We start from the raw sequence: 12,126 nt of genomic DNA, 5'->3' as shown, positions 1-12,126 counted from the left end.
CGCATTCAGATTGGCTTGTGATTTTGCATGAACGACAAAATCGAACAAGCCAAATTGGATAAAGGTTATTTACGAGCTAGCTTATGGTGCGCTCGTGAAAAGTGGCCTGCGCAAAATGCGCCCACAATCGATAGTTCACCCGCTAAACACAGTGCAGCACAAACTTCAGCTAGGGCTTGTGATTTACCGTTACCATGCAGCCCAAGTAAATCTAAACAGGCTTTTTGACTTGGCAAGCCAGTACCACCGCCGACAGTCCCCACCATTAGGTTAGGCAGTGTCACGCTAGCGTATAAACCGCCTTCTTTGTTGAGTTCCATACGCGTCATACCAATCGCTGACTCGGCGACACAGGCCGCGTCTTGGCCACAAGCGATGTAAAGTGCCGCCAGTGCATTCGCATAATGGGCGTTGATACCGATAGTGCCGCTCAAAGCGCCACCGACTGTGGTCATTTGGCCAAACTGGACCATCTTCTCTGGTGTCGTGTGTAGGTACTTCGCGACAAGCTCTGCAGGGATATTAACCTCAGCAGTTACCTTTTTGCCACGAACGCTGCGCAAGGTTTGGGTATTGGCTTTCTTATCGCCTGACAAGTTGCCATCAAGGAAAGCGTGGTCAGGCTTAACTGGCGTATTTTCGATGATGTACTCAAACACGGCATTGGTTGCGATGGTCACCATATTCTGACCAGAAGCGTCTCCGGTTAGAAATTCGAACACCAAGTAAACATGGTTACCTTCGATGTTGATATTAATGTCGGTCAGCTTGCCGTGTGATGTTGTTGATTCTGCCAAGATCTTGAACTGGTCATACTGAGTCACAGCCCAAGCCACAAACTGTCCGGCTTCAACTAATCCTTGAAATGCAAAGCCAGGAGTACGTGTTACGCCTTCATTGAGCAACATAGCACTTGCGCCACCACAAGCCGTAATCAGCTTAGAACCACGGTTATAAGACGCGACAAGCGCAGCTTCTGTGGTCGCGAGTGGTACGAGGTAATCGCCCGTAGCAAATAGGCCATTGACTCTTAAAGGGCCAGATATTCCCACAGGGACTTTAACGGTGCCAATAAAGTGCTCAATGTTTTTCTCATAAGCTTGGAACTGACTTTGTGTATGAGGGTCGAGCAGTTCTTGCTGTGAATCTGCATTATCGAGCGCTGTCCAGCGACGTGTGAGATTCTTTTCTGTCAGGTAGGGGCTAGGTGTCAGCTTATTTACTGGCTTTTCAAAATGAGGCTGAAGCTTTTTTTCTAATTCGTCTGCGGAGATGTCGCCTCCTAAAATAGAAACATAGTCACGGCGATGCAGATTTAGTTTTGGCATAAATAGTATGAAGTAAAGTTTGTGCAGCAAATTGGTTTGCGCTGATTCTACCGAGTAATAAACCAGAAACAAGCGCCTGATATAATGAGTTACAGTTTGTGTGGTTGTTGAAGCAAAAAGCAGCGAAGTTTCGCGAAATATAGGCTGTATTTGAGCGAAATTTAGATATGAATGTCGAGAAGGCTACCGATGGCTTCGTTTTGACGATCAACCACACTTGCACCAACGCGGTTATAACTTGCGCTTTGTGTCAGTTTAATCAGGGAATCGGTTGAAGATGAAGCAGGTTCAGGTTCTTTGTCTTTAAAGGAAATGGCTTGTTCAGGCTCTATTTGATTAAAGCTGAGATCGCTAGCTTCGAAAGTGTCGTCGGATTCTAGAGCGTGTTTGGAGGCTTGGTTGAGCTCGATTGCGGCTTCTTCAGCCATGTTGGTGGATTGCTGAATAATGGCGTAACCAGATTGAATACCAGATATCGACATATCAGAACCTTTTATTGACGTATGAAATGAGTCTAGGCGGACGATATTTTGAGCGCAATGGTGAACAGATGAAATTTACGGTGAAAATGTGAACTTAAGCTAAAATAGTGATGTCTGTCTATTAACTGAACAGGTCATTTAGCGCGTTTAATTCTTCATCAGTAAGCAAAGAAGGCTTCTCTGTTTCAAGGTTGCCGTCGATCTCACCCTGAAGTGCTTTTAATTGTTGTGGGCTAAGAAGCTGTATTTGCTGCTTAAATGCTTCAAATTGCTGTGTATTCATAGTGTGACCTTTGTTCAAATCAATATGCTCTTTAGAGCATAGTCTACTGATTCAGGAAATCAAACAAGATTAAGTGAATTTTAAATGATGTTTGAAGTTTCTTGAAACTAAGACAACTATAAATTCCTGTGGTCGTTTTTGTCCGAGAAATGTTAGGAAAAGTTAAGGCTTGGTCAATCAAAGTCAGAAAATTCCTACAATGTAAAAACGCCTTCAACCCTTGTGGCACAAGGGTAGGTAAGTAATTTCTCTACCCAATTAGGGGTATGGGTAAAGCAATGTATAAATATTTGTGATGATCAAAAGATAAGCAATTGGCGTTATCTTTTTGTTTTTACGGTATTTTGTTTGTTGCTCAAGAAGCTTCTGTTTCAAACGACTTGTCGATCTTAACCTTAACTGCAAACTTGGTCGCTAAGGTATGCAGTTCTGGAAGCATTCGATAGATCAAATGGAGCTGTTGTAGAACCATTTTGACAGAATTCTCATCTTCTTCTCGCCATTCACTCAAACGTTTATCCAGCTCCGGGTCATAAGCGTTTTTCACTTCACAATGCTCTTTATGAGAATAGAGTTGATCATTTAGAGCGTCGAGATGCTGGTGGATTACTCTGTGCGCATCTAGCACCAGTTTGTGTGTCGCTTCATCATCAATACGCGTTCTGTGAGCACCCAGAGCCGAGATATAGCTAAGTAGAGCATGATTGAGTGTTAAGAATCGGAAGCTCTCATCTTCAGAGGTGCGGTACTTACCCGGTTCAACCAACATGCTACTGATCGCGGCAGTCAGGTTTGCATCATTATTATGCGCACTACGTCGAGCGATACGATAGTTTAGGCTATCTTTCTTACCGACACGGTATTGGCCGATGATCTGAGCGAGATAGTTCTTATTGGAATCGAGCGCATTCGCCATCACTTTGTGCAGTCGCTTCGACTGCCAATCAGGTAACACATAAATGACAGCAAGCACGGCGAGAGCACAACCAATAAAGGTATCCGCTAACCTTGGCAATACTACCGCGTAGCCTTCACCTAATTGGTTAAAGCAGAAGAGCACAAGCAGTGTGATAAAGCCGGTCGCAAACCCGTAGTTATTGATTCGAAACGCAAAGAACATCACGCCACTGATCACAATGAACACTAATTGGCTCTCTTGCGACGGGAAGAAAGTCAGTAACGGTACTCCGATCAATAAGCCTGCGACCGTGCCAATGACACGCGCCGTCAGTTTTTGACGGGTTGCACTGTAGTTTGGCTGACACACAAACAGTGTCGTCAGTAGAATCCAATAACCTCGTTCGATATCAAAACCCTGGATAATCCCGTAGCCCAGCGTCAAAGTGATCGCCATGCGAATCGCGTGGCGGAATAGCATAGAATCGGTGTGCAAGTTAGCTTTGATCTTGTGCCACATTGCCGTCAAAGTATGAGGGTTGGTATCGTTCAATACACCTTCTTCAATCTTCTCTGCATCTGGGTTGCTGATATTCGAGAGCTGTTTTTCAACGGTTGCTAGGTTATTGAATAAGTAATCCAACTGGTTCAGCAGTGATTTCCATTTAGGATTATTCTGTTGGTGCAGATGATTGAGCGAAGACATCAGCTCATCGAGTGCCAATACAGACTTGTCACCATGCTGGTATTCAGCGCCAACTTTCAACGAGCTCGCCACTTCTTTACACGCAGTGGCCTGCGCTTCCAGTAGATACTTAAATCTAAACAACACGTCAGAGCGCTCAAAGTGTTTTGCTAGCTCTTGATAGCGATAGTGGCTAGAGCTGACGCGTTCATGAATATCTTGTGCGATGAAGTAGGTGTTAAGAAATCGGTCACTAGGGCCGTCAATGTGTCCGCGCTTAGAGCGATTAAGCAGCGTCGCTTTACACATGTTGAGTGCGTTAACGGTACTCGCGTTGAGTTTGGCTTCAATGATTCGGTGTGGCTGGGGAATCAAGTCAGAAACGGGGTAGAAGAGTTCCGCTTTTGAATCGATGTAGTTACCGATTTGATCGAATACCGTGGCTAAGTTTTGCTGCACGGGTTGCATTGGCCACACTATCTGCCAAATCATCGACATGAAGTAGTACCAAGCGGCGCCAGTTAACAGTAGAAGCGGTTGAAACCAAAGGTTGGTGCTCTCGTGTGCACCAAGCATGGTATAGATGGCAACCAAGAGAGAACCAAACGCGATACTCGCGTATTTAGGGCCAATTGCCCCGAGAATGATAAAAGAGAAGGTTGAAACAAAAAGCCCTATCGCGAACAGCCAAGGCGTATCGAAGAGAAGCTCAATAGAGAAAGCCGCAACGGCGAAACAGATAAAGGTCAGCGTGAGTGCTTTCAAGCGCCCGGTAAAGCTGTCATCACTTTCCGCAAGAGCCGCAGCAATAACGCCTAAGATCAAAGGCGTGATCAGTGTGTTTTGTCCATAATACCAAGCAGGCACCACCACGCCGAGCAGAGTGATGAGAATTAATACGCTGTAATTTATGGTTTTATTCGCCCAATAGAGGCGTAATTTGGCTGAAAAGTCCACAGTCGCTCACTTGACACACTAAAAACCATAATCCTAACAGAAATCAAGCACAGGAATTTGATACTTATCCATAATTGCCCGTAGGTGGTCATGAAAGCGTCGATAAGATATGAGATATTATTAATTCTCATTGCATCATGATATAAATTCAATATTCCCAATTAAGAGCACACTCCAATGCAGCTAAGCGCTAACAAGACTGCACAGTTTTTTATTCAAAATGAATATCATCAGGTTGAACTTGATGGTCCACGCTTGCTGTTATCTTCAGTAGGCAGTGAAGAGCGTATCCCATTTACTATTTGGAGTGGCAAGATCGCGATAAAGCGCGGATTGTTCTGGGGATCGCTACAATTTTTTGCTAATCAACAAGATGGAACACAGCGCAGTTGGTTAGTACAAGGCTTACCTTGGGATCAATGCCGTCAATTTGCACGCGCGTCAGTTAGTGCTTATCAGAAGTGGCACGACACTCAATGTGAACAATTGGCTGAACACGTACCTCAGTGGGAAGCTGAATTAACACGTCTTGAGCAATTACCAGCCTTTCTACCGCATTCTAAGGTCAACACTTGGGTTGATATGGTCAACTCAGGCTTAGAGAGTATGACAATGACGCTAGAAGAGGCCGCACAACGCATGCCAAACCGCATCGCAAGAATGCAGCCATGGTTATCTGAAACGGAAATCAAGCAAGCTGAAAGAAACCAGCAATGGCTAGAGACCGAGCGAAAAAACTGGGAAGTGTTGTTTGCGCAATGTGAGTCGTCACCACTGAACTTATCGCAGCAATATGCGGTGTTGATGAATGATGATCACAACCTTATTTTAGCGGGTGCAGGCTCGGGTAAAACCAGTGTTCTAACGGCTCGCGTCGCGTATTTACTGCAAAGCCATCAAGCTCAAGCTGAAGAGTTGCTATTGCTCGCTTTTGGTCGTGAAGCGGCAGAAGAGATGAAGCAACGTCTCGACAGCAAAATTGGTTTATCAGCAGAGAAGGTGCAAGTCAGCACTTTCCACCAGTTGGGTTTAAAGATACTGAATCAAGTTGAACCCGAACGTGTGGTTATTTCTCCTTTAGCGCTCGATGACAACCAACGCCAAGCATGGTGCATTGATTGGTTGAAGAAGCACTGGATGACACCGACCAACTTTAAACGTTGGCAAAAGCATTTGTCTAAATGGCCAATCGCTTATTTAACCGGTGACGATGAGCTTGGTAGCCACGTTTCAAACTTCAAATTGATCGGTTGGCTTGAAAAGCAGCTAGAACAGTTGAATGCGTCGGGTTTAACCAAAAAAGAAGTACAGCAACAGCTGATTGATCACCGAGACTATACGCGCCTCAACAGCGAGCTTTCACTGTGTTGGCCATGTGTAACCGCGTGGCAAAAGGAGTTGAAAGAACAGAATCATATCGACTTCTCAATCATGATCAGCCGAGCGACTCAGTATGTCGAGAAGGGCAAGTTTATCTCACCTTGGAAGTTCATCATGATCGATGAATACCAAGATATCTCACCTGATCGTCTTGCCTTGGTTGAAGCACTGTGTAATCAGTCTAAAGCCGAGCATCAAGCCTCTATTTTTGCAGTAGGCGATGACTGGCAGTCGATTTACCAGTTTGCAGGTGCGGATGTGGATTTGACCACGGGCTTTAAGGATCGTTTTGAAAGCTCGACCATTCATCACCTAGATACCACTTACCGCTTTAACAATCAGTTAGGTGCGGTGGCTAATCGCTTTGTACAAGAAAACCCAATTCAGATTCCGAAAGAACTGAACAGCTTCAAGCAACAGAAGCAGAAGGCGGTGTACAGTGCGCCAAGTAAAGAAGTTGAGAAGATTCTTGATCAACTGAACCGTCAATCCAAAGGCAAAACCAATAAATCGGTGCTGCTACTTGGACGTAATCATTACCACAAGCCAGAGTTGTTGGAAGATTGGAAGAAGATCTTCACTTCCATTGATATCAAGTTCATGACTTGCCACGGCAGTAAAGGTAAAGAGGCGGACTTTGTCATTATTCTTTGTGTTGACGAAGGACAGTTCCCGACCAAGAAGAAACAGCTGCATATTGATGGCGCATTGACTGAATCATCAGACGCGTTCCCTTATGCTGAAGAGCGTCGTTTATTCTATGTAGCAATGACGCGGGCAAAAGAGAAAGTATGGATCACGCACAGTGGCGACGGCTCTGGCTTTGTGCAGGAGCTGCATGGTTCTGATTACCCAGTTGTTCGTAAAAAGTGATGTTACTTGACTTGATTGTCTAAGATTAGATCTTCAATCCCTGCCCTAATATCACAAGGCAGACGCATAAAGCATAAGGAATTTGCTATGGAACACGGCTCTATTAACTACATTGAATTTGCTGCGAAAGACATCGCCGCAACTAAGGCATTTTTCAGTCAAGTGTTTGGTTGGAGCTTTGAAGACTATGGCCCTGAGTATTCTGCGTTTGAAGGCAAAGGCTTAATGGGCGGCTTCTATTTGGCGGATCTGGCGTCGAATACGGATAATGGCGCGGCGCTGATGGTTTTTTATAGCCAAGATCTTGAGCAAACCGAGCGCGATGTAATTGATGCTGGTGGTCAGATAAACCGTGAGATCTTTAGCTTTCCCGGCGGCAGACGTTTCCATTTCAGAGAGCCAAGTGGCAACGAGATGGCAGTGTGGAGCGATAAATAGAGAGACTCTCGCACTGTTTTATGATTGAACTGTTTAATGTCTGAAAACGAGACATAAAAAAGCCTGCGATAAAATGCAGGCTTTTTAGTCTGTTCAGTAGAGAGCACATTTAACGTGCGATTACGTGCGCTCAGCTAGGTACGCTTCGTAGTCTGGGATCTCGATGATTACTTCTTCTTCAAGCAGTGAAGAGTTAAACAAGAAATTAGCGGTAGCGCGGTTAGTGGCCACAGGAATGTTCCAAACACTTGCGATACGAAGCAGTGCTTTTACGTCTGGGTCATGTGGTACAGCATTAAGTGGATCCCAGAAGAAAATCAGCATATCGATCTTGCCTTCAGAGATAAGCGCGCCAAGTTGTTGGTCACCGCCCATAGGGCCGCTGATCATGCTCTTGATTGCTAAGTCTGTCTCTTTACTTAGTAAAGAACCAGTCGTGCCCGTTGCGTAAAGGAAGTGCTTTTGTAGTTTTTCTTTGTTCTCTTTGACCCATCTTAGTAGCTCAGGTTTGAAGTGGTCATGAGCGACCAAAGCGATATGCTTGTGTGTTGGCATAGTGCGCGTTGTTTTTTGCATGAATGTTCCCTAAATTGTTGTTTCGTTTTTATTGTTTTGAGTTCTTCAGTCAATATAGCACTATGGATTCACACTGAATACCGGACGAAACTCAGAAGGTGACAATGAGTCGGCGATAATTTGATCTTTGAGAGTTGCAGGTGTCAGCGCTTCGATAATCGGTGCGCTGTGTTGCTCGTAAGGTTGACCGCGTAAGTAACTCGTGGCTTGTTTTACCGACAAGCGACCTTGCTCAACCATTTTATCTGTTGGCGCAAAAAGTACCTTGTTACGGAGTAAACCACGGTAGGTTCCGTGACTTAGGTAACTTGAGATTAACCCAATATCTTCGGTTTTATCGGCCGCTCGTAGCTCACTGATCGCTGCTTCAATCGCGACGGCACTTCCGACTATATATTGGATATCAGGTTCTTCTATCACCTGCTGTACTAGATTTCTTTGAAGTTCTTTATCGTTATCTGCCCAATAGCTGATCGCAATTTTGATATCACTCGACTTGATCGCATCATAAAACCCCAGTGCTACAGGCTTAGTGCCGCCACTCGCTTGTGGGCCAAGTAACAGGGCGATAGGTGTTTCGCCTGATCCTTTCGGGTGTCGTTTCGACAAAAAATCTCCGACTTGGTATCCCATTTGGTACCAATCGACACCGACCGTACCTTTTAATACCTTCTGTTGTTCTTCATTGACGGTTAACTCATTTACCGTAGCAAACACAGGCGTCGAGCCAACCCAATCGCTGAGATTGTCATGATACGCATCGGGTGAAACCGTACCTAAAATAATGGCATCGGCTCCCCATTGCGTGCAAAGCACCAGTTGCGAGGCTTGTTTGGCCACGTTGGGGTAACCGCCAGCTTCCAATACTCTTAGCTCAACTTGCTGCTTTTCTGCTTCAGAGATCATTCCATAGTTTACCGACAACCAATAAGAGTCTTTGAGGTGCGGATAAATGGCACAGATTTTCTCTTTTTGTGATGTGGCATTGGCGGGTTTTATTGGGCTCAAAGGCTCACTAGCACCTGCGACAGTAGTCACTGAGGCCAGTAGTGAGAGAAGAATTATTGAAGCGAAAGGTCTAGATAGCATGAATTGCCGTTTTGTTGGTTTTAGATAAGAAACACTGCAAAATATAGCGTATTCTGCATGGGTAAAGAAGAACGTTTTAAGGTTTAGAGTTTATGTTGTTAGCTTCAGCGAGTATTGGACGCAAGCTGCTGGCCTCATTCTTAGTGATGGCACTGTTGGTTCTATTGTCTGCATTGATCGGTGTTTCTGGTTTTAGCTTTGTAGCCAAAACGGAAAGAAACGTCGTTGATTCGGCGCTTCCTGCCATGATCGAAGCTCGTCAGGTTTCTGAGTTGAGTAACCGTATTATTTCGTCAGTACAAACACTTTCTAATGCGAGAAACGAAGCTGAAAGAAAAGAGGCTGGCACCGTACTGTTTGACCAACTTGAGTCGCTTCTTCAACATATCAAAGAGCTTGGTGTCGACAGTTTCGATTCTCAGCTCCTCAATAAACTCGAAAACAATGTTCAAAGCGTTATTAACACACTGGCTGAGTTGGGTGTGTCGGTTGAGCGTAAGCTTTGGTTAAGCAAAGAGTTGTCGTCTCGTGTCGAAGAGATGCGCCTATTGGCCGAAGAGCTAGAGCAGTTGACGCGAACCCAAGTTTTGAACACGGCTACCATTGCGGTTGCTAACGTCACGCATATCTATGACCTGCTAGAAACCAAAGAAACGGATAAAGCCTACCAAGCCTTAGATGCGCTTGTAGAGGTTGACCTTGATTTGTCTGAGCGCCTACACGAATTGCATTTGCTGGCGTTCAAAATGCTTAACCAAATTGAAGAAACGCAAACCGTTACCAACGTAGAGCGTATTCATCAAATCCAATCAGAATTTGAATCCAACCTAAGAATCATGGCGCGCCGCGTTAAAGCGGTCGAAGATCCTACTCGTTCAGCGCAGATGTCTCAGCTTCTAGAAGAGCTCAGAAAACGCCAAGTCGTGTTCGATATTTCATTAGAACAATATGAGAACACCAAAAAGTCAGAGTTTCTGATGCAAAATACGTTGGAGCTGTTCTCTCAGCTGAATACAACGGTTAACCAACTGGTTGATGATTCAAACCGCAGTACCAAAAAAGCGGTTGATGAGCTGACCAGCACGTTGAATTTGGCTCAATGGTCACTGTCTGTGATTTCGGTTATTGGTTTGGTTATCGTTGCATTTATCGTGTGGCGAGTGGTGTATATCTCGGTTGTTAAACGTCTTACTGAATACTCATCGGCCTTGATGTCTATCGCACAAGGTCGCCTGAATATTGATATCTCGGTAAAGGGTAATGATGAGCTGGCTCATATGGGCGAGGCGATCATCACTGCCAGAAACACCGCGCAGGCGCTACAAGTGGTTGCGGTGGGTGAAGCAAAGGCGAAACGCGAACTTGAAGAGCACAAAGAACACTTAGAAGAGTTGGTCACAGACCGAACCTACCAGCTGCAAAAGACCAATGAGAAGCTGAACATCGAGGTAGGGAACCACGCTAAGGCTCGTAACGCCGCAGAACAAGCAAGCCGCGCAAAATCCGCTTTCCTTGCGACGATGAGTCATGAAATACGAACGCCGATGAACGGTGTATTAGGTACTGCAAGATTGCTCAAAGATACCGGGTTAGACCCGCTGCAATCCGGCTATGCAGACATCATTAACCGCAGCGGTAAGAACCTACTCGCGATTTTGAATGACGTGTTGGATTACTCAAAGATTGAAGCTGGGCATTTAGAAATCCGCACTGCTTCGTTTGATCTTCATCAGATGGTTCAAGATACCTACCAATTGATGGAAGGGCGTGCCGCTGAGAAGAAGCTGAACTTTGATTTCCATATTGAAAGTGATGTGCAACGCTATTGGCGTGGTGACGTAACGCGAATCAGCCAAATCTTGAATAATTTGGTCGGTAACGCGATTAAGTTTACGGAAAGTGGCTCGGTCGATATCTTTATCAGCTTAGATATCGAAGATGAAAATCGAGTGATGTTTGAAGTGTCAGATACAGGTGTCGGTATTGATGCTAGCGAACAAGCTTGTCTGTTTGATGCCTTTACCCAAACCGATAGCGGTCGCAACAAAACCGGCGGCACAGGGCTTGGATTAGCGATCAGTAAAAGCATCATGTTGGCAATGAACGGGGATATTGGCGTTCATTCTGAAGAAGGCGAGGGTAGCCAGTTTTGGTTCTCACTGCCACTTGAAGCCGGTGAGAAGATAGAAACGAAAGTACCGGTCATTGAAGCGTGTATTCGAGCTAAAGTACTTCTGATTGAAGATAACCCCGTAAACTGCATCGTTGCTGAAGGCTTCTTGCATAACTTGGGGCACGAGGTTGTGATTGCGACAACCGGACAAGAAGCGAGAGCCATATTCAGTGAGCAAGAGTTCGATATTGCGCTGGTGGACATTAACTTACCCGACTGCGATGGCGTCGAGTTAATTCAACAACTCAAAGACGATGCGCTTCAGCATAAAAGTGAAGAAGACGTAATTCGAAAAGTACCCCCAATGATCGCAGTATCGGCTCATGTGTTTAACGAAGAAGTGGAAAGCTATTTGTCGTCTGGCTTTGATGGATTCTTACCTAAGCCGTTAGAGAAGGAAGCATTATCGGAATTGATTGTTGAGCAGTTGGACGGTCACACGCTGTTGCTGCCTCAGCCGGATCCGTCAGATGCTGTTTGCTGTCAGCTAAACTCTAAACCTCAGGAAACCGAGCTAGACTTATCAGCATTGGCATTTGCAAGCTCGACACAACGAGCAAACCAAGACGCGGAACATAATCAAGGAGAACCGATTGTGCAGATGATTAACCCTAAGATTATCAAAGACGACTTGGCCATTCTCGGTCGAGAAAAAATAGTGCAGATTGTTGGGTTGTTTGACCAAAGCAGCCAAGTCACTCTCGATGAACTGATTGTGGCAAGTGCCGCTGACAACGCTCGTGAAATTAAGTCTTTAGCTCATAAACTGAAAGGGTCTGCCGGCAGCCTAGGATTATCTGCACTGTTTGCTTTATGCCAGAGCATTGAAGCGAGCGAGGATCCATTACTTCAATATCGCGATAATGCAGACTCATTACCTGAATTGGTGAAAGACTCGTTAGCAGCGCTCCGAGAGCAACTATAGAGTGGCTATTGGGCGGAAAGCCCCAAAATAAGAACAGAAA

At 45.2% G+C, this 12,126-nt stretch carries 9 protein-coding genes; 3 read left to right on the top strand and 6 right to left on the bottom strand.

Annotated elements, in window-relative coordinates:
- Positions 1-65: 65 nt before the first annotated feature.
- The 4 genes from AB4161_RS18030 to yccS form a co-directional block, all read right to left on the bottom strand.
- On the bottom strand, positions 66-1,328 hold the full coding sequence (locus tag AB4161_RS18030) for a hydroxymethylglutaryl-CoA reductase (protein WP_029235254.1): 1,263 nt from the start codon (positions 1,326-1,328) through the stop codon (positions 66-68).
- A 161-nt stretch (positions 1,329-1,489) separates the two neighbouring features.
- The gene (locus tag AB4161_RS18025; RefSeq protein WP_017060893.1) at positions 1,490-1,810 is read right to left on the bottom strand and encodes a hypothetical protein; all 321 of its coding nucleotides are present in this window, start codon (positions 1,808-1,810) and stop codon (positions 1,490-1,492) included.
- Between the two features lie 121 nt (positions 1,811-1,931).
- Positions 1,932-2,117: a hypothetical protein gene (locus tag AB4161_RS18020; protein WP_029235859.1), complete on the bottom strand. Its 186-nt coding sequence runs from the start codon at positions 2,115-2,117 to the stop codon at positions 1,932-1,934.
- A 331-nt stretch (positions 2,118-2,448) separates the two neighbouring features.
- On the bottom strand, positions 2,449-4,632 hold the full coding sequence (gene yccS, locus AB4161_RS18015; protein ID WP_372083793.1) for a YccS family putative transporter: 2,184 nt from the start codon (positions 4,630-4,632) through the stop codon (positions 2,449-2,451).
- Positions 4,633-4,809: 177 nt separating this feature from the next.
- Here yccS and helD point away from each other — a divergent pair, with 177 nt between their 5' ends.
- Positions 4,810-6,885: a DNA helicase IV gene (gene helD / locus AB4161_RS18010; protein WP_372083791.1), complete on the top strand. Its 2,076-nt coding sequence runs from the start codon at positions 4,810-4,812 to the stop codon at positions 6,883-6,885.
- Between the two features lie 87 nt (positions 6,886-6,972).
- Complete coding sequence (locus AB4161_RS18005; RefSeq protein ID WP_017071128.1) at positions 6,973-7,323, top strand: VOC family protein; 351 nt, start codon at positions 6,973-6,975, stop codon at positions 7,321-7,323.
- Between the two features lie 120 nt (positions 7,324-7,443).
- Here AB4161_RS18005 and AB4161_RS18000 read toward each other — a convergent pair whose 3' ends face one another.
- Positions 7,444-7,899: a methylglyoxal synthase gene (locus tag AB4161_RS18000; RefSeq protein WP_017060888.1), complete on the bottom strand. Its 456-nt coding sequence runs from the start codon at positions 7,897-7,899 to the stop codon at positions 7,444-7,446.
- Between the two features lie 60 nt (positions 7,900-7,959).
- Positions 7,960-8,988, bottom strand: a complete 1,029-nt coding sequence (torT, locus tag AB4161_RS17995) for a TMAO reductase system periplasmic protein TorT (protein ID WP_102332911.1) — start codon at positions 8,986-8,988, stop codon at positions 7,960-7,962.
- A gap of 92 nt (positions 8,989-9,080) precedes the next feature.
- On the opposite strand from torT, the gene torS reads away from it, so the two are divergent.
- Entirely contained in the window at positions 9,081-12,086 is a 3,006-nt protein-coding gene (gene torS / locus AB4161_RS17990; RefSeq protein ID WP_017060885.1) for a TMAO reductase system sensor histidine kinase/response regulator TorS, read from the top strand.
- Positions 12,087-12,126 lie beyond the last annotated feature (40 nt).

Origin of the sequence: Vibrio sp. 10N.286.51.E5 (genome assembly GCF_041469125.1) — a bacterium.
Taxonomy (GTDB): domain Bacteria; phylum Pseudomonadota; class Gammaproteobacteria; order Enterobacterales; family Vibrionaceae; genus Vibrio; species Vibrio crassostreae_C.
This window is presented reverse-complemented; position numbering and strand designations above follow the sequence as displayed.